The following is a 19,241-nucleotide window of genomic DNA, read 5'->3' on the forward strand; positions in this document are numbered from 1 at the left end:
CTGCTGGTGTAGACTTGGCTGCTTTATTCTACATTTATATCTTATGACCGCGCTAATTAATAAGCAATATAAACAAATTGCCAATTTGTCCAAAAAAAAGCAATTGAAATGGACAAAATCATGTGAATGACAGAAAAAATGGGAAGGAATCATGGAGAGAGTCTAAGGGGGAGAATCCATTTGCCATTTACATTTTAGAGGGCTTGTGAAAAATGAATAATGACTGTTCTCTAAGTATAACGAAGAAAGCTCCAATCGTGAATCAATACCCATCCAAAAAAAGAACTTGCGCGATCGTCCTGACGATCACGCAAGTTCCCGCTTATACTTTTTAATTTTCTTAATTGCCCAGTCATAGTGACTTGAAGTGCTCGAAATCAAATACGATCCGAGTGAAGTGGTGTTTGTCCAAGGATAGTAACGCTTCGTAAATAGTTCCTCATCCGTATGTGCGCGGATTAATTCCATCATCCGAAGGTGGCTTTCCTTAAGCAAACGCTCAGCACTTTCGAGGTCCGTATCCTGATAAGCCTTCCAAATTTCAAGGTTAAGCGCAGGAAGCGTTTTAAACGTGTAGCCTTCTTTCGGGATGGCGGGCTTTTGGCCGCTCATGCCTACTTCATACCAAGTCCCCATCATATTGTGCCACTCGTGCAAGTGGATGAGGACATCGCGAATGTTGCGGTCGCGGTCTTCAAATGGAAAGGTTCCCCGTTTCGCTTCTGCGCCGAGCGTGTCGATCTCTTTAAAAAGACCATCAAACTGTTTCTTGCTAGCATCTAGTAGTTCGGTTTTTGTCTTCGGTCGTGCCATCTATATCAGCTCCTTAAGACTAGTATAAAGGATGACACGGTGTCAGGGTCAATTTTTTGGCATATACATAATTTCAAACAAATGCCCATTCGGATCGTAAAAACTCTTGCTCAGCATCCCGCCTTCGTTCATTTCCATGCCGCGTTCTGCTCCAGCTGCAATGGCTTTTTCATAAAGTTCGTCTACTTCTTCTTTGGAGGTCGCGCCTAAAGCCGTGATCACAGATGTTTCAGTGTCAAACGGGCCGATTGGTTTTTTCGTAAATTGTTTCATAAATTCAGTTGTCAGCAACATAATGAATAAATTATCGCCGAGCACCATGCAAGTTGCATTTTCATCGGTGTATTCCGGGTTGAATTCAAAACCAAGTTCTGTGAAAAAAGCAATGGATTCATCGAGATTGTTAACAGGCAAATTGACAAAGATATTTTCAAAACGTCGTGCCATACTATTCTCCTCCAATTTTAAAGCCCCGGTCAATCTGTTACGAAATGATCCGGGGCAGTTTATTTAATCTAATATTCGTCTGTGAAAATGAGGTTTTGCTTCTTGCTGTTGCTTTTGTTTTATTTGATTTTGCTCAGCATGCGGATCTTCCCGCTCATTTTGCTTAGCAATATCCTTAATGTCCGGCTGCTGCTTCTTTTCCTTCGGTAAATCCTTCAAGTTGGGTTTTAAGTCATCTTTCATCGTTAAAATCCTCCTTAAAATTACGAACTAGTCTTGATATACCCGAAGGAAAAAGAACGAAACCCAAAAATAAAAAAGTAACGGACAAAAAGTGGCTAAAACCAGTGAAAACAAGCTTGCAAACGGTTTCTTGGTATACTATAATAAAGAAGGATAATGAAAAGGATTGTTACTGTTCGGCAGGCAAAACCTGGGTTAATTTAAGAGCTGTTTTTGGTATGCAGTGATTAAATTGATTGAGGTTTTTTTCTTTTGAAAGGACGGGTAAACCGCATGAAAATAAAAAAGGTACTGAATAATAATGTAGTATGGGCAGAAAATGAACATGCAAAAGAGATTGTTGTGATGGCCGGGGGATTGCTTTTCAAAAGAAAGTCGGAGATGAGGTCGATGAGACAAAAATTGAAAAAACGTTTGTGATGCAGTCGGATGAAATGTCAGAACGGCTAACGGAACTCTTAAGTGAAATTTCGCCAGAAACGTTTCGAGTTGCGGATGATATCATTCAATATGCGAAAGAAGCTTTGGGCGCAGAGCTGAGCGACAATATTTACATCACGCTCACGGATCACATCAATTTTGCGGTTTCGCGTCACAAACAAGGGATGGATATGAAAAACGCATTATTGTTTGAAATTAAGCGATTTTATCACGCGGAATATCGTGTCGGCTTAAAGGCGCTCGGAATTGTTCAAGACGAACTGGGCGTGCTTCTTGGCGAAGACGAAGCGGGATTTATTGCACTGCACATTGTGAATGCAAGGCAAGACGGTCAGCAGATGCGGACAACGGTGCAGATGACAAAGATCGTGCAAGACATTTTAAATATCGTGACGTATCACTATGGTATGGTTCTTGATGAGACGTCTTTAAATTATACGCGTTTTGTGACGCATTTGCAGTACTTTGCGCAGCGCATGCTGACGGACGAGATCAAAGAATCGGGCGATGATTTTTTGTATGAACAAGTGCAAATCAAGTACCCGGAAGCGTTTCGCTGTATGCTTAAAGTAGATCAGTATTTGAAAAGCACTCACCAAGCTGAGCTCACGCGTGATGAGCAGGTTTATTTGACGATTCATATTTACCGAGTAACAGGAGATGCTTAGTGAGGGAAGAGTGCAGTGCGAGAAAGTCTAGAAAAACATTCTAGGCTTTTTTGTGGTTATCAAGGTATGGTGTTTCAAAATTAATGAGACTCGAATAAAAAGCCTACTAGTTAGGTTTCTTATTATCTGTACTGAACAAGGGATAAGAAATCTATTTATTCCACTTTTTTGGTCAGTTTCGAAATTAGATTAGCTTTTTAGCAATTAATTAGCCAATACTGAAAGCAAAAGAGAACCATGCACGCGCATGGTTCTCTCTAACTAAAACCTTAAAAACTGCTTCTTTGTTTAAGCAAACAAATCGGCAAGCGCCACATCTGCAACAGATTTCGCTGCAACGAGGAGGGCGTCTTCATCAATATCAAACTTCGGATGGTGATTGAAGTAAGGATTTTCGACGCCTTTAGGAGCGGCACCGACATAGAAGAATGAGCCCGGAATTTTTTCTAGATAGTAAGCAAAATCTTCGGAGCCGGACAGTTGTGGGAACTCGCTAACGGAGGTTAGATAGTCACCAATGCCTTTTTGCTCAAGCGTTTTGGCAATTTCCATAGTAATTTTTTCGTTGTTGTAAAGTGGTGGATAGTCACGAGTAAGTTCAAGCTCGCAAGTCACACCAAATTCTGTTTCAATGCCTTTTACGATTTCGCGAATGCGTTCGTCAAGTTTGTCTGCCACTTCGTTTGTCATGTAGCGCATATCGCCTTCAAGCGTCACATGATCCTTAATGACGTTAAATTGTCCCGCACCATCAAACGAACCGATCGTCACAACCCCCATATCAAAAGGATTTAGTGAGCGAGAAACGATCGTTTGGACGGCGTTCACAAAATGGGAACCCGCAACGATTGAATCATTTGCCATGTGCGGCGACGAGCCGTGACCACCTTTTCCTTGGACACGCAATTTGAAGTAGCTTCGGCCGGCCATTGCGTAGCCGGGATGGTAAGCCACTTCGCCTGCTTTCTTGAATGGGAAAAAATGAATGCCGTAAATGTGTTCCACATCATCTAGTAAACCGGATTCTACCATGCTTTTGGCTCCACCTGGAGGAAGCTCCTCGGCATGTTGATGAATAATTTTAATCGTACCTTTTAGTTCATCTTTTAGTTCGATCAAGCAATCTGCAAGGACAAGCAAATACGCCGTATGCCCATCATGACCGCAAGCGTGCATCACGCCTTTTTCGGATGAAGCAAAGGGAAGACCTGTTTCTTCTTCGATTGGAAGCGCATCGAAATCAGCACGAAGGCCAATTGTTTTACCAGGTTTAGCACCTTCGATGGTTACGATGATGCCGTGACCGTTTCCGACTTCTTGATCGATTTTAACGGGCTTTCCTTGATAGAAATCAAGCACGAACTGAGCCGTTTTGTCTTCTTGGAAGGACAGCTCGGGATGATTGTGGAGATGGCGTCTGATTTTGACCATTTCATCTTGACGCTCATCAAGCATCTTCATTAATTTATCACGCATTCGAAACAACTCCTATTCGTTCGTTTGTACAGTTTGAACAGCTTTTTTTGTATGTGGTGTCATGAAGATGACGGCAATTAGGGAAAGAACACAGAAAGCAACATTGGTAAGTAAGCCGACCATAGCTGCTACTTCGATGTTTCCACTTGCTGCGATAACGCCATAAACGGTTGCTGAAATGGCAACACCGAAAGATCCGCCTAGCGAGCTCGCCATTTTGTAAATTCCTGATGCCACACCGACTTTATCTTCTGGTGAATTGGATACGGCTGTATCGGTCGAAGGAGTTGCATAGATGCCAAGTCCTAGGCCGAAGAAAGCATATCCTACGAAGACAAAGATCAAGTAAATCAAATTAGGCAAGAAGGTCATGGCCATGAGCGCAATCCCGATTGCCGTTATTAGGGAGCCGAAAATCATTGGTTTTCTTGCCCCGATTTTTTGTAGTAATTTTTCACCAACACGAATCATTGCAAGCACGCAAACGACATAGCCGAGTGTGAGTAAGCCTGATTGGAAAGCAGTGAAGCCACGCCCTACTTGGACGTAAGTGTTTGCTACTACGAGTGTTCCAGCTGCCGCATTTAGCAAGAAATTAGAAAGTGTTGCGCCGCTGTAAGCCATATTTTTGAAGAGGCTGAATTCGATAAAGCCGCTTGTTTGGCGTAATTCAATGCGGAAGAAGAAAAAGGCACTGATAAGGAAAACAAGAATCATGATGATCGTTGTTGGGCTTGTCCAACCAAATGTTGAGCCACGTGTGATGACAAGGTTTAAACAAACCATTGCGATAACGAAAGTAACAAGACCCCATGTATCGAAGCGACCTTTACTTTCTGTTTGAGCCACTTTGCTTTCTGGTGTGCCTTTAATGAGAAGCATACCAAGAAGTGCGATGATAATCGAAATGATGAAAATCCAGCGCCAGCCCATGTAAGTTGCGATCGCACCACCGACGAAAGAACAGAATCCGGATCCGCCCCAAGAGCCGATCGACCAATAACTTAAGGCACGTTGGCGGTCCTTTCCGTCAAAGTACGTTTTCATGAGAGAAAGAGTTGCTGGCATGATACAAGCTGCAGAAAGTCCTTGAATAACACGACCGATAATGAGAAGAAGTGGGCCGTGCGCTAAAACGATTAAAAGTGAGCCAAGAATACTTAAAATAAGCCCGATGTAAGTAAGTTTCATTCGACCAAATTTATCTGCTAGTCCTCCAGCAACAACGATGAAAATACCGGAGAAAAGGGCAGTAAGACTAATTGCGATGTTGAGTAAATCAGAAGAAATTCCAATATCGCTTTGAATTGCGGGGACGATATTTACCATGGACTGAGCGAAGAGCCAGAAGGTAAGTACTCCAAATACGATCCCGATAATCAGTCGGTTCGTTCCTTTATAAGTGGTTTGTTCTTGTTGCATTAGTTTGCACTTCCTTTCAAGTATTCAGAAACCACTGCGCCCATTGATTTAGCAGCAATTAGCAAGCAGTCTTCGTTAATGTCAAATTTTGGATGGTGATGTGGGTAAAATACGCCGTTTGCTGGTTTTGCGCCTACGTAGAAGAAACAACTTGGCACTTTTTCAGCATAGTAAGCAAAATCTTCGGAAGGTGGTTGTGGCTCACAGCGAGTCACTTCGGTTACTTCTTCGATGTTTGCGTCTTTTAGTGTTTGGGAAACGAAATCGGTCAATTTTTCGTCATTCATCAAAACGGGATAGTCATTTTGATAGTCGAGTTCGTAAGTAACGCCAAACATGGCTTTGATGCCGTCTAAAATACGTGTAATTTCAGTTTGGATTAGTTTGCGTGTTTCTTCGTTCATCGCACGCACATCACCTTCAAGTGTAACATGATCTTTAATGACGTTAAATTGACCTTTGCCATCGAAAGATCCGATTGTGATGGTGCCAACGCTGAATGGATCTAAGCGGCGACTAATGACAGTTTGAATCGCGGTTACAAAATAGCTTGCTGCAACGATGGCATCATTTGCCATGTGAGGCGATGAGCCGTGTCCGCCTTTTCCTTGGATGGTCACGTTGAAGTAAGAGCGACCGGTTTGGATAGCACCTTCACGGTAGAAAACGCCGCCTGTTTCCATTGGACTCATCACGTGGATGCCAAGAACGTTGTCGACGCCTTCTAAGACGCCATCTTTGATCATTTGAAGCGCGCCACCTGGAGGAACTTCTTCGGCAGGTTGGTGCAACACTTTGATTTTACCTGTAAATTGATCTTTTAATTCAATTAAAGTTTCTGCGAGGATGAGCATGTAAGCTGTGTGACCATCATGGCCGCAAGCATGCATCACGCCTTCGTTTTGCGAAGCAAAAGGAAGGCCCGTTTCTTCTTTAATTGGAAGCGCGTCAAAGTCGGCGCGAATAGCGAGGGCTTTCCCAGGTTTCCCGCTATCGATCGTGACAACTACGCCATTTCCGCCAGTAAAGGTTTGAACGTCGCAATCTTTGTCACGGTAGAAATCGACGATGTATTGTTTGGTATTGGCTTCGTGGAAGGATAATTCTGGATGTTCATGCAAATGACGTCGGATGCTCACAATCCGATCCTTTTTGTCGTCTAAACGTTTAAAAAGTTCTTCTTTCATGTCGTTCATGATTTTTTCCTCCTATAAAAATGAATAATCGATAATGACATCCTTATTATAGCTAGTTTAAACGGCAGAGTAGGAACGTTTTTTGTGTTGTTTAGGGGTGTTTTTTGTTTTAAGCTTGTGATTGAATTTACGAAGGATAAATTTAAGGGTAGGATTTTTGATATTGAGGATAGAAAGTAGACAAAAATGAAAATACAGATAAATAAAAAGCCGAAAAGGCGAAGGCCTTTTTGGCTTTTCTAAACGTTATTCCCCAAGCTTCAACCGCTCGATATTCAGATATTTCTGTGCGGTGAAGGCGAGTGCCCCGTAAAGCGTGGAATTCTCACCGAGGGAAGTATTTTTGATGATGACATCGGTAGCGAGGCGATTTTTGACGCGGTCTTTGATGAAATCAATCGTGATCGGGATTTTTCGTGTAATCGAACTATTGATTACGACAATTTCTGGTGCGTACATCATGATGATATTATTGATGCCAACGCTCAAAATATCCGAATACTTTCGAAGTAGGGTGAAAGTTTCTGGATCGTTTTCTTCATAGTAACGGACGAGCACATTCGAATTGACTTTTTCAAGTCCTTTTAATTCGCGAAGTTCGTCGTAGATCACTTCATTCGCTCCATAGCGTTCCAAGCAACCATTATTCCCGCAAGGACAAGCTTTGCCGTGTGGTTGGAAAATCGTATGCCCAATTTCGCCAGCTTTCCCGTCTTTCCCGAGATGAAGCTTGCCAGATTCAACGATTCCAGCTCCAATTCCGCTGTGCATGCTGATCGCGATCAATTTTTCATATTCCGATGAAAACGTGTATTCGCCAAGTGCTGATAAATTGGCTTCGTTCTCAAGGTAAATCGGAAAGGCATATCGCGCGCCAAGCTCGGTGAATAAGTCTAATTGGTCGAGATCGTAGTAAGGCGTGAAAATGATTTCTTCATTTGATACTTGCCCGTGAATCGCAAGCGTCATTCCGACAATGCCATGCGGGGTTTCTGGGAGATCTGCTGTTAAATTGCGCACCGTTTCTTCGATAACAGAAATCGCATTTTCTGAAGTAATCAACTTGTCTTTTTGGCTAAGACTTTTGACGATCGTCCCATCGATATATGCTAAGGCAGCTTCAATGTAATTGTAGCCGATGTCGAGCGCGAGTAGTAAGGAAGATTTTTTGTTGAAGGATAACATGATCGGTTTTCTTCCGCCAACATTGGAAGAATCCCCAATGCGGGTTTCGAAAATAAGCTCGATATCCATGAGCTTTTTCGTGATCGACGAAACGGAAGCCTTGTTGAGTTTGGATAACTCGGATAGTTTCGCTCTCGAAATTTCTTTGTTTTGAATAATAAAATTTAATATTTTCGCTTCATTTTGTTCACGAATGGTGTATTTACTGGAAATCATAGGGTGGCTCCTTTCGCTTTCGTCTATAATCATAGCATATATTTTTTGAAAGCGGTTGACAATTATTTTAGAATCTTTTATATTAGTTCTTGTAAGTTAGTTTATCGTACAAATAAACCTAAGTCAACTTTGAATGGAAAGGATGTGAGTGAGTACAACTGGTTCGGACGAAAATACGATGAAGTAAAATAGCAATGGAATTGAAAACGCTATCAACGAGAAGTAGATTTTAAGGTTTTATTCAAAGTCAATCCCATTTTTTGAAAGCGTTACCTTTAGAAAGGCAAATAAATTGTTGTAGCGCTCACTTGCGGGTTCTAGCAATGAAACTTAACGATAAAAACAGAAATGAGGGAGCAAAGTGGAACAAAATCTAGATCAAAAAAACGTGGCTGGCGGGGCGATCAGCACGCCGGCGAAAACGGTCAGGGCGAATCAAGTGCCTTGGAAAGAGCGAATTGCTTATGCGATGAGTGATTTTGGTTGTAATACGGTGTTTCAAATCCTCGGGACGTATTTCCTTGTATTTTGTACGGATACGTTAGGCGTTGCAGCGGCAGCGACTGCGGGGCTTTTCGCGCTAACGGCTATCATTGACTCGGTGGACGGCATTTTTTGGGGGCAATTGATCGACCGGACGCACACAAAATGGGGGAAATCACGACCGTATTGGCTTTGGTTCACGATTCCGTTTGCAATTTTTTGTGTTATGGCTTTTTCGGCACCAAGCTTCATTATGGGAAGCGAAACAGCAAAAATCGTGTGGATTTATATCGCTTATATTGGCGCGAAAGTCCTTTATTCAGCCATTAATATCCCCGTAACTTCGATTTTACCGGCACTCACATCTAATCCAAAAGAACGAGTAACGCTTTCTACGATCCGTCAATTTTTTGGAAACTTTGGGTCGGCGCTATTCTTGCCATTAACCCTTCCCGCTGTCGTTTTCTTTGGCGGATTGATGGGCGATGGCGCGAGTGGATCGAAATCAGCTGCTGGTTGGACCATTTGGGCAGTTATTCTTGGGATTATTACGATTATTGCAATGTTCACAGCCTTTTTCGGGACGAAAGAACGCGTTGTCACACGAGATTCTAAACGTTCTGTCCCCATGCGTGAAAGCGTTAAGGCAATCAAAGGGAATTATCCATGGTTTATCATTATTTTCATCAACTTTGTTTTTTGGGGAGCTTTCGCGATTCGTTCAAGTGCGCTTCCCTACTACTTCAAATATAATCTAGGGCAAGAAGCGCTCGGTTCGCTCACACTTCTTGGAACTACGCTTCAACTGGCTACAACCGCGTTAGTTCCATTTTTCGTCGGCAAAATCGGGAAACGCAATACGATGATGATCGGAATGATTGGAACGATCGTGTCCCAGCTCTTGCTGTTTTTATCCGAACAAATGGGCGGCAATGTTCCTATTATTTTGACCGCGGTCGTTTTCTTCTACTTAAGCCAAGGCTTGATTGGGGCACTAATTGCCGTAATGCTCTCAGACGCAGTGGATTTCGGAGAATGGAAAAATGGCATTCGTGCTGAAGGTTTTGTTACTTCTTTCTCTTCTTTTTCCGCGAAACTGGGGATGGGACTTGGTTCGATGCTTCTCTCAGCGGTACTCGCGATGGGGCACTACATCGAATCGACGGGCGCAAACGTGACGAGTCAGCCAGATACAGCCTTAAACGCGATTTCGCTTGGCTTCATTTGGATCCCACTGATTGGCTACATTCTATCCGCGATTGCCCTTTACTTCAATAATTTGGACAAATTTGAAGACCAAATGGCATCCGAATTAGACGAAAAACACGCTCGAGAATTATCCGAGTAAAATCAACGTTAAAGGAGAATGAAGATGAAATTTACAGATGGCTATTGGTTAAATAAAGAGCAGTATAAAATTGAAAATCCAGTCGAGGTCTATGAAGCTTCCGCCGTGCAAGATGAAGCCGGAAATGACTCGCTGCTTGCTTACGCAACGTACCGAAAAATTATCGAACGCGGCAACACACTTAACGTGGGGAATACTACGATTCGCGCGTTCTCGCCGATGGAAGACGTGATTGGCATTCGGCTGACGCACTTCGATGTGGATGACAAAAATCCGCGCTACACGCTTTATCCGGAAAAAACAGTGGCGCCGAAAGTTGAAATTGAGGAAGGCGAAGTAAACGGGCAAGGCGCGGGCGTTCGGGCAGGAAACACGAAACTGAGCTCCGGTCGGCTTGATGTGGAACTGCCGCTACACGGCGACTTTAGGATGGCTTTTCATTTTACAGACAAATCAGGTCATCGAAACGAGCTAACGGCTTCAGAGCCAGCAGCGCAAGCATCCATTGATGACCTCACAGCTGGATCGCTCTACCCGCTAAGTGTTGCGGGAGCACAAGCGAACTATCAAGATGCACGTCAAGCAGGGATGATTTTGAAGCGTTCGAAGCATTTTATGCGGGAAATGTTGAATATTGATGTCGATACGAAAATTTATGGGACTGGGGAACGGTTTACGCCGTTTGTGAAAAATGGCCAATCGGTGGAAATTATCAATAAAGATGGCGGAACGGGTTCGGAGCAATCCTATAAAAATATCCCCTTTTACTTAGCGTGCAAGCCTGGGCTTAAAAAGCAAAACGGTCTTTATTATGGCGTCTTTGTCAACCACAGTCAGCCAGTCAGTTTCGAGATTGCATCCGAGAACGTGCAGCGCGTGCAGTTTGCGACGGAAGGTGAGCATCTGGAATACTTTGTCATCGCAGGGGAATCTGCAAAAGAGGTACTCGGCAAGTTCAACAAATTGACGGGTGGCGGCACTCTTCCTCCTGCTTGGACGTTTGGGCTTTGGCTTTCGACTTCCTTCACGACGGATTATTCGGAAGAAACGGTGATGAAGTTCATCGACGGCATGGAAGAACGCGATTTGCCGCTAGATGTGTTTCACTTTGACTGTTTCTGGATGAAGGGTTTTGAGTGGAGCAATTTCGAGTGGGACAAGGCGGCATTCCCGGATCCGAAAGGGTTGCTTAGCCGTTTGCATGACAAGGGTTTGAAGGTTTGCGTGTGGATCAATCCATATATTGCGCAGAAGTCTCCACTCTTTAAAGAAGGCGTTCAGAAGGGCTATTTCATCACACATGAAGACGGAACGCCTTGGCAGTGGGATCTTTGGCAAGCGGGCAATGCTTATGTTGATTTTACCAATCCGGAAGCGGTTCGCTGGTATCAAGATCATTTAAAACGCTTGCTTAACATGGGCGTGGATTGCTTTAAAACGGACTTTGGGGAACGCGTGCCAATGCATGATGCGAAGTTCCATGATGATTCGAATCCGCAAGGCGCGCATAACTTCTATACACATCTTTATAATGAAGCAGTTTATGATGTGCTTAAAGCAGAAAAAGGCGATAGTGAAGCCGTTGTATTTGCAAGAAGTGCCACTGTCGGCGGGCAACAATTTCCAATTCATTGGGGCGGCGATAACGTTTCAAGTTATACGTCGATGGCAGACACGTTACGTGGCGGTTTATCGTTCTTATTAAGTGGTTTCAACTTCTGGAGCCATGATATTGGCGGATTTGAAGAAAGTACGCCAGCAGATCTGTACAAACGCTGGACGCAATTTGGACTATTATCCTCGCATTCACGTTACCACGGCAACATTCAGTATCGTGTGCCATGGTTGTTTGATGAGGAAGCGGTCGAAGTAACTCGCAAATTTACGAAGCTTAAAGTACAAATGATGCCTTATTTGTATACGCAAGCGCGCAAGGCTGTGGAAGAGGGAATTCCTTTGATGCGTCCGCTATTCCTTGAATTTGCGAATGATCCTAACACATACGGGCTTGATTTGCAGTATATGCTCGGGGATAGTTTACTGGTCGCACCAATTTTCAATAAGGAAGGCAAGGCGAGATTTTACTTGCCGAAAGGAAAATGGACACGCCTTGTTAAGGATGAAGGCATGGCTGATGTGGTCGAATCAGATGGCGAATGGTTTGAAGAAATCCACAGTTTCCTAAGTTTACCTTTATTTGTTCGCGAAGGCCACGAGGTGAAACTCGATACGAGCCTTAAAAAAGCAGGGGACTACGAGGAAAAGGCATAAAACCCGCCAAAATCCGCTGTGTTCTTGCAAAAAAAAGAAAGAAGTCGTTTTCGGGCGGCTTCTTTTTGATGTGGAAAAATAGTTGTTCATTTTTCGAAAGTAATTCCGAAAAAAAGCGTTATAATAGAAGAAAAGGTAAAGGAGTGAGACAAAATGGCGATTTCAGAAGCAAAAGCGCGGGAGTTTTATGAGGCGCTGCTCGAAAAAAACCAACAATATGACGGCACTTTTTTTGCAGGAATCAAGACAACGGGGATTTTTTGCCATGCGAGCTGTACGGCTAGGAAGCCTAAGTTTGAGAACTGCGAATTCTTTTTGACGGCAGAAGAAGCCTTGCTAGCTGGATTCAGGCCTTGCAAACGCTGTAGGCCGCTTTCTTATCCAAACAGCATCCCAGAGGAAGTGGAAACGCTCGTTGCCGCCGTTGAAGCTCATCCGGAAAAGCGCTGGAAAGAAGCAGATTTTCACGAACTAGGCATTCATTCGGCCACAGCGCGACGCAAGTTCAAGGAAATTTACGGGATGACTTTTGTGCAATACGCGAGCTCCAGACGAATGGGGATTGCTTTCAAAGAAATTTTAGCAGGTGAAAAAGTGATCGATCAGCAAGTTTCGCTTGGCTACGAATCTCCGAGTGCTTTTAACGATGCTTTCACTAAAATCATGGGGAACCCGCCTAAAAAAACCGAAGTGAAGCCGCTTTACGTGAATATTATTGCAACACCAGTTGGGCGGATGTTCAGCATCACGGATGAAGAAGCGCTCTACCTGCTTGAATTCATGGATCGGCGTGGTTTGGAGCGGGAAATCGAACAACTCCGAAAGAAGCACAACGCTCGGATATTAGTCGGCGAAACAGAGATAAACTCGAAGCTCGAGCAAGAACTAGATGAATACTTTGCGCAAGAACGGACGAGTTTTACGATACCGCTACATGTGGATGGCACTCCGTTTCAAAAACAAGTGTGGCAGTCACTACTTGAAATCCCCTCAGGCGAAACGAGGTCCTATCAAGATATCGCACTGGCACTTGGCAATAAGAATCTCGTCCGGGCCATTGGAAATGCCAATGGACTAAACAAAATCGCGATTGTTATCCCTTGCCACCGAGTTATCCAAACAAGTGGAGAACTGGGCGGCTATGGCGGTGGCGTTAGGCGCAAGAAATACTTGCTTCAATTAGAAGGACATATTGTGGAATGAAGCCTCTCTAAACACCCTTAATCGTTAGATATTTAACGGTTGAGGGTGTTTTTATGTTTTTGCGCAAACAACGAACGAGATGCAGAAAGCGGCCACGTTAGGAGAAAAAGCATTGCGTATTTGGGCTATATTTTTGTGAGGTGAAACGGGCTTGATAAGCATTTTTCTTCTTTTACTTTTATTGTGGTCTCTTACGCATTTTAAAGGGTCACTAGATTATTTAGAGAGGCGAGTTTTTTATTGGTTTTTTTGATAAAAGCTTCTAAGTTCCGCTTTTCGCTGAATAGGGATTTCTTTTAAAGTTTTAGCATCCAGCATTGTCAGAGGGTCTTAAAGTGACAAGTCTCAATCAATTTTTATAAGTCTGTTCCCTGCGTTTCCTGCTAGTAGGAAAAAAATTTAAATGAATGCGTTTTCTATAGTTGGTATGCTTGATTTAACAAAGGAGGAATGGACGATGACGAAAAAAATCTTACTTGTTTGTGGGGCAGGAGCTTCTTCAGGGTTTGTTGCAGCGGCGGCTAGAAAAGCTGCAAAAAAAGGTGGCTTTGATTTTGAAATAAAGGCTAAAAGTGAGTCGGAGTTAAATGATAATTTGGATACTACGGATTTACTTTTAGTGGCACCGCATTTGAAATACATGATCGACGAAGTAAAAGATGTCTGTACGGAAAAAGGCGTGAAATATGGTATTATTCCTCAAAAAGTTTATGGTTCGCTTGATGGAAAGGGACTAGTTGAATTTGCTGAAGAAGTTTTAAAGGAAGGGAATTAGTATGGAAAAAGTAAAAAAAGAAGAACTAAATTTGCTTTCTATGGAAGTTATTTTACATGCTGGGAATGCAAGAGATTTTGTTTTTAAAGCGATTGAACAAGCTGCAAATGGGGATTTTGCGGAAGCAGATAGCTTGATGGAACGAGCGAATGAAGAAATTCATCAAGCCCACCGCGAGCAAACGAGTACGTTACAAAAAGAAGCGGAAGGAATTGAAATTCCCTATTCACCTTTATTTGGGCATGCGCAAGACACGCTAATGACTGTAAAAACGGAATTTAATTTGATTCGAGAATTTATAAAGTTGTATAAAAAATCAAGTGAGAGGTGACAAGCATCATGGATAAATTTATGACGTGGATGACAGATAAATTTTCTCCAAAAGTAAATAAAATTGCTAAAAACGCCTGGGTTGCTTCGATTCAGGATGCCATTTTAACAGCTATGCCAATGGTTTTTATCGGGTCGTTTGCTACGATTTTGGCGATCATCAAAAATTATTGGCCCGCTTTTCCAGATTTATCTCCGATTAGTACGTTTTCATTCGGGTTATTTTCCTTATTTATTTCTTTTCTGATTCCTCAGTCGGTCATGAAGCATAAAGGGATTAAAGGCGTTGAAAAACAAGCAGGACTGGCGGGTGTCGCTTTTTTCTTAATCATGATTTTCCCAACATTTTCAAATGATGGAGGAAAAATCATCTTTGATTTAAACGCTTTTGGAACTGGTGGTATGATCGCTGCTCTTATCGCTGGCTTGTTTGTAGGTCTAGTTATGACTCTTTTTGCTAAACTTAAATTCATCAGTGATGATTCACCTATTCCAGATTTTGTTGCAGTTTGGTTTAATACGCTTTTACCAATTATTGTGGTCCTTCTGGTGGGCTGGCTATTCACATTTGAATTGAAAATTAGCTTATATGATGTTGTAAATAGTATCTTTTCACCACTCATTCAACTGGGTTCGAGTTTTTGGGGTTTTGTTATTATTTATTTCTTGGGCTTTTCATTTTTATATTCATTCGGGATCTCCAGCTGGGTTATTTATCCGGTTCAAGTTGCGATTGCTTTACCGGCTATTGCGCAAAACCAAGCTAATCACGCAGCAGGAGAAGCGGTTACTAATATCTTTACTTCTGAAGCTGGACAACTCTTTTTGATCGGTGGCGGTGGAGCGACTTTGTCATTATGTATCATGCTTGCTTTCATGGCTAAATCCAATCGCTTACGTATTATTGGGAAAGCGTCACTTATTCCCTCGATTTTTAACATCAATGAACCGGTCGTGTTCGGGGCACCGATTGCGTTCAATCCGATTTTAATGGTTCCAATGTGGATTAATGGTTTAGTTGGTCCGATCATAACTTGGTTTGTGATGAAATTTGGGATTGTCCCCATTCCGTATGAACCCTTTCAATTATGGTATCTGCCAGCGCCGATACTTGCATGGGTGACGACAAAGTCCATCACTGGAATTCTACTTATTGTTGTTTTATTCGTGATTTCATGGCTGATTTATTATCCGTTTTTCAAAGTTTACGATAAACAAGCAGTTGAACAAGATCTTGAAATGGAAGGAGAATGATTGTTGTGAGAAGAAATAATTATCCATATTTCCCGGAAAATTTTTTGTGGGGGGGTGCGATTGCAGCTAATCAAGCCGAGGGTGCTTTTACGGCTGACGGCAAAAAGGCGAATACTTCAGATGTTCAGCCGTACTTAAAAGGACTGTCAAATCAAGAAATTCAGGAGCTAGAAAAGGAAGGGATGACGCTTAAACAAGTTCGTGAGCATCTAAATGACACAACCCATTATTATCCAAAACGACATGGGATTGATTTTTATCATACTTATGAATCAGACCTAGAGATGCTCGCTCAGATGGGCTTTAAAACGTTTCGAACTTCGATTGATTGGTCAAGAATCTTTCCAAATGGGGATGAAAAGGAGCCAAACGAATTAGCACTTGCCTATTATGAGCGCATGATTGATAAAATGATTTCACTTGATATGGAGCCAATCATTACGATGCTTCATTATGAAACGCCAATTGGGATTACTTTGCAATATGGCGGCTGGCAAAATAAACAAGTGATTGATATGTTTGCTCGCTATGGCAAAATTTTGTTGGATCGTTTTGGTAGCAAAGTAAAATATTGGATTGTCATTAATCAAATTAATATGATTCAAGTCGAACCGTTTCTCTCGCTTGCAATTTGCTCCGATCAATTCGAAAATATAGAAGAAGCAGAATATCAAGCCGTTCATAATCAAATGGTGGCAAGTGCAAAAATAAAAGAACACGCAAAAGGGCTGCCCTATGATCTAGAGATTGGAACGATGGTCGCGGATGGTACGGTTTACCCGTTTTCTTGTAAACCGGATGATGTAGTTCTAGCAATGCGACATAACCGGATGCAATATTTCTTTACGGATGTTCAGTTTAATGGTGCTTATCCCCAGTATGCGCTGAACTATTTTGCAGAAAATAAGCTAGCGATTGAAGTGACTGCTGACGAAAAGCGGCTGTTAAAAGAAAATACGATGGACTACCTGGCGATTTCTTACTATTTCTCGCAAATGGTAGATAGTAGTAAGGATGTGGACAAGCCTGAATCTGTTACTCCAAATCCAATGCTTTCAGAAAGTCCGTGGGGATGGAAAATTGATCCACAAGGGCTTTACAATACGCTTTCACAATATGCAGATCGCTATCAAAAGCCGATTATCATTGCTGAAAATGGTTTTGGTACTTACGATGAAGTGGAAAATGGCGAGATTCACGATGATTATCGTGTGGATTATTTGAGTAAGCACATTGAGCAAGTTGGCAGGGCAATCTATGATGGCGCAAATGTCATTGCCTACTGTGCTTGGGGGCCAATTGATATTGTCAGTTGCTCTTCGCAACAAATGTCAAAACGTTATGGTTTTATTTATGTAGATCTTGACGATGAAGGGCAAGGAAGTGGCAAACGAATTAAAAAAGATAGTTTTAACTGGTATCAAGAGGTCATCGAGACAAATGGTGAACAAATTTAAAGAAAAGATAGAGCGAAAACTAGCATTTGAAGGACGGCTAGTTTTTTCGCTCGTTAGTGTAAGGGTGTGAAATATATGCCTAACAAAGAACGACTAGTAGCTTATTTAAAAAAAATTTCGGGTGCACGATTTGTTTCTGCGAGAGAGTTAGCCGAGGTGTTAGGCGTTACTGATCGAACAATCCGAAACTATGTTAAAACCGTCAATGCGGGTTCTGCCCCTTTAATTGAAACGAGTAGGGAAGGCTATCGGCTTTTTGTGCAAAATAAAGATGTGCAAACGACAGATTTAGTGGAACAGTCTATTGATGGCAGGCGTTTCTATATTTTGCGAAGACTGTTTAAAAATGCAGATCGGGGAATTGATGTGCTCGATATGGCAGATACGCTCTATGTATCAGATGCGAGTATTCGTGCGGATTTAGCTGCACTGCGTAACTTAGCAGGGAAATACGACTTAATCATTAGGCAGCGTCAAGGGCGCTTTATCTTGGAAGGAAAGGATCGAAATAAACGGCGTTTGATGGTCCAACTCGTTCGCTCTACTGGTCAGGGGGATAATGGCTTTGAAGTCGATATCCAAAAATTTCTGGATGAGATTTCTTTAGAACAAGTCACAAGTATTACGGCTAAGGCTTTTGAAAAATTCCAACTCAAACCGAATTCTTATTTCTTACAAAACTTTATCTTGCATTTGGCAATTGCTATCGACCGTGCAAAAGGAGCAACACTACGTTCCCAAATCACAGACATCACAGAAGATGCAATTCAAGAAATTAGTCAGCGCTTATTTGAGCAATTTGGGATTGAATTACTGCAAGAGGATAGTCAGGAATTACGGTTATTGTGTGAAGGCGAATTTCATCATACGGATATGGAGTTGCTAGAATTCGTGGAACCGCAAGTCATCACATCTCTAGAGCGAGCACTAGCCGAGATCAAAGAGGTATACCTGTTAGATTTTAATGATGATGCTTTTAAAAAACGTTTGCTTCTGCATGTTCAAAATTTATATGTACGATCCAAACAACAAAAGTTTTCTCGTAATTTAAGTTTGCTTGAGATTAAAGTGAAGTACCCGGTTTTATTTGATATGGCTATTTATTTATCTTCCATTCTGGCGAACGACTTAGAAATAACGATTTCAGATGATGAAATGGCTTTTCTAGCACTACATATTGGATCATTTGTAGATAGTCAGAAGAAAGCTGAAGCTAAAATAAAAACAGTGATTGTAACGCCTCGATATAATTCGAATGAAGAACGGATAAAAAATCGGATAAAAAAGGAACTGGAAGAAGAACTAACTGTTGTAGCAGTCGTTCAAGATATACTGGATTTAGAATTGTCTATTCAGCCTGAACTCATTATTTTCACGCAAATGACAAAGGAAAAAAAGCGAGATTTCCTTTCTCAAGCAAAATCTGTCACAGTGAAGGAGTTTCTAACAACCAAGGATTTGAATTTAATTCGTAAAACGGTTGAGGAGATCAAGCAGGAAAAGTACAAAACCTTTTTGGAGAATTTTTTACCACAATTGATTCGTGAAGACTTTTATTTGGAACTAACGGAAGTTATTGATAAAGCAGAAATATTCGAGATTATTACTTCGGGATTCCTCGCAAAACAGTTTGTTCCTGCCAATTTTTTAGAAAAACTTACGGAGAGAGAACGATTATCTTCGACTTCTTTTCCGAGCGGTGTGGCTGTTCCGCACTCGATTAAATATGTTTCTTATCAAACCGGTTTATTCATCATTCATTCGCGCGAAAAGATTGAGTGGGACGGCACTTCGGTGAACTTAGTGATTGCTTTATCGGTAGATCAAGATGATTCGGAATCTTTCAATAAAATTTTCCCAAGAATGATTGAACTGCTAGCGGAAGAAATAAATGTTACTTATTTGAACAAAAGTAAAAACCGTGCTGACTTTATTACGCGATTGATTCACTTGATGACTTCTGAAGGCTATTATTTAGAATGAAAAAGCAAGCAGGAATAAGAGCCTGCTTGC

The 19,241-nt window shown here is 42.0% G+C and carries 15 protein-coding genes and 1 pseudogene; 9 read left to right on the forward strand and 7 right to left on the reverse strand.

Annotation, left to right across the window (positions count from 1 at the left end; all coding sequences use genetic code 11):
* Positions 1 to 306: 306 nt before the first annotated feature.
* The 3 genes from HCK02_RS01930 to HCK02_RS01940 form a co-directional block, all read right to left on the reverse strand.
* Positions 307 to 813, reverse strand: a complete 507-nt coding sequence (locus HCK02_RS01930; protein WP_167628465.1) for a ClbS/DfsB family four-helix bundle protein — start codon at positions 811 to 813, stop codon at positions 307 to 309.
* A gap of 48 nt (positions 814 to 861) precedes the next feature.
* Positions 862 to 1,260: a VOC family protein gene (locus tag HCK02_RS01935; RefSeq protein WP_167628466.1), complete on the reverse strand. Its 399-nt coding sequence runs from the start codon at positions 1,258 to 1,260 to the stop codon at positions 862 to 864.
* A 63-nt stretch (positions 1,261 to 1,323) separates the two neighbouring features.
* Positions 1,324 to 1,503 (reverse strand): hypothetical protein, encoded by a 180-nt coding sequence (locus HCK02_RS01940; protein WP_167628467.1) that lies wholly within the window; start codon positions 1,501 to 1,503, stop codon positions 1,324 to 1,326.
* Between the two features lie 273 nt (positions 1,504 to 1,776).
* Between HCK02_RS01940 and licT the strand changes: the two are divergent.
* A pseudogene (gene licT, locus HCK02_RS01950) lies at positions 1,777 to 2,612 on the forward strand (BglG family transcription antiterminator LicT).
* Between the two features lie 288 nt (positions 2,613 to 2,900).
* On the opposite strand, the gene HCK02_RS01955 reads toward licT, so the two are convergent.
* From HCK02_RS01955 to HCK02_RS01970, 4 genes are all read right to left on the reverse strand, one after another.
* The gene (locus tag HCK02_RS01955) at positions 2,901 to 4,088 is read right to left on the reverse strand and encodes an amidohydrolase (protein WP_167628469.1); all 1,188 of its coding nucleotides are present in this window, start codon (positions 4,086 to 4,088) and stop codon (positions 2,901 to 2,903) included.
* Between the two features lie 12 nt (positions 4,089 to 4,100).
* Positions 4,101 to 5,510: an MFS transporter gene (locus HCK02_RS01960; protein WP_167628470.1), complete on the reverse strand. Its 1,410-nt coding sequence runs from the start codon at positions 5,508 to 5,510 to the stop codon at positions 4,101 to 4,103.
* Positions 5,510 to 6,697, reverse strand: a complete 1,188-nt coding sequence (locus HCK02_RS01965) for a M20 family metallopeptidase (protein WP_167628508.1) — start codon at positions 6,695 to 6,697, stop codon at positions 5,510 to 5,512. The genes HCK02_RS01960 and HCK02_RS01965 overlap by 1 nt, the downstream gene beginning before the upstream one ends.
* A gap of 255 nt (positions 6,698 to 6,952) precedes the next feature.
* On the reverse strand, positions 6,953 to 8,107 hold the full coding sequence (locus tag HCK02_RS01970) for an ROK family protein (protein WP_167628471.1): 1,155 nt from the start codon (positions 8,105 to 8,107) through the stop codon (positions 6,953 to 6,955).
* Between the two features lie 361 nt (positions 8,108 to 8,468).
* On the opposite strand from HCK02_RS01970, the gene HCK02_RS01975 reads away from it, so the two are divergent.
* The 8 genes from HCK02_RS01975 (at position 8,469) to HCK02_RS02010 (ending at position 19,211) form a co-directional block, all read left to right on the forward strand.
* Positions 8,469 to 9,938: a glycoside-pentoside-hexuronide (GPH):cation symporter gene (locus HCK02_RS01975; protein ID WP_208970426.1), complete on the forward strand. Its 1,470-nt coding sequence runs from the start codon at positions 8,469 to 8,471 to the stop codon at positions 9,936 to 9,938.
* Between the two features lie 24 nt (positions 9,939 to 9,962).
* Positions 9,963 to 12,209, forward strand: a complete 2,247-nt coding sequence (yicI, locus tag HCK02_RS01980) for an alpha-xylosidase (RefSeq protein ID WP_167628472.1) — start codon at positions 9,963 to 9,965, stop codon at positions 12,207 to 12,209.
* Between the two features lie 153 nt (positions 12,210 to 12,362).
* Complete coding sequence (locus HCK02_RS01985; protein ID WP_167628473.1) at positions 12,363 to 13,412, forward strand: bifunctional transcriptional activator/DNA repair enzyme AdaA; 1,050 nt, start codon at positions 12,363 to 12,365, stop codon at positions 13,410 to 13,412.
* A 457-nt stretch (positions 13,413 to 13,869) separates the two neighbouring features.
* A complete protein-coding gene (locus tag HCK02_RS01990) occupies positions 13,870 to 14,187 on the forward strand; it encodes a PTS sugar transporter subunit IIB (protein ID WP_115751773.1) in 318 nt (105 codons plus the stop codon).
* Between the two features lies 1 nt (position 14,188).
* Positions 14,189 to 14,518, forward strand: coding sequence for a PTS sugar transporter subunit IIA (locus HCK02_RS01995; protein ID WP_167628474.1), 330 nt, complete (start codon positions 14,189 to 14,191; stop codon positions 14,516 to 14,518).
* A gap of 8 nt (positions 14,519 to 14,526) precedes the next feature.
* Positions 14,527 to 15,771 carry a PTS sugar transporter subunit IIC gene (locus HCK02_RS02000; protein ID WP_167628475.1) on the forward strand — a complete coding sequence of 415 codons (1,245 nt, stop codon included), beginning with the start codon at positions 14,527 to 14,529 and terminating at the stop codon, positions 15,769 to 15,771.
* Between the two features lie 5 nt (positions 15,772 to 15,776).
* Positions 15,777 to 17,228, forward strand: coding sequence for a glycoside hydrolase family 1 protein (locus tag HCK02_RS02005; protein ID WP_425482833.1), 1,452 nt, complete (start codon positions 15,777 to 15,779; stop codon positions 17,226 to 17,228).
* Between the two features lie 75 nt (positions 17,229 to 17,303).
* Entirely contained in the window at positions 17,304 to 19,211 is a 1,908-nt protein-coding gene (locus tag HCK02_RS02010; protein ID WP_167628477.1) for a BglG family transcription antiterminator, read from the forward strand.
* The last annotated feature ends 30 nt before the right edge of the window (positions 19,212 to 19,241 follow it).

It is taken from the genome of Listeria valentina, assembly GCF_011800755.1.
GTDB classification, from domain to species: domain Bacteria; phylum Bacillota; class Bacilli; order Lactobacillales; family Listeriaceae; genus Listeria; species Listeria valentina.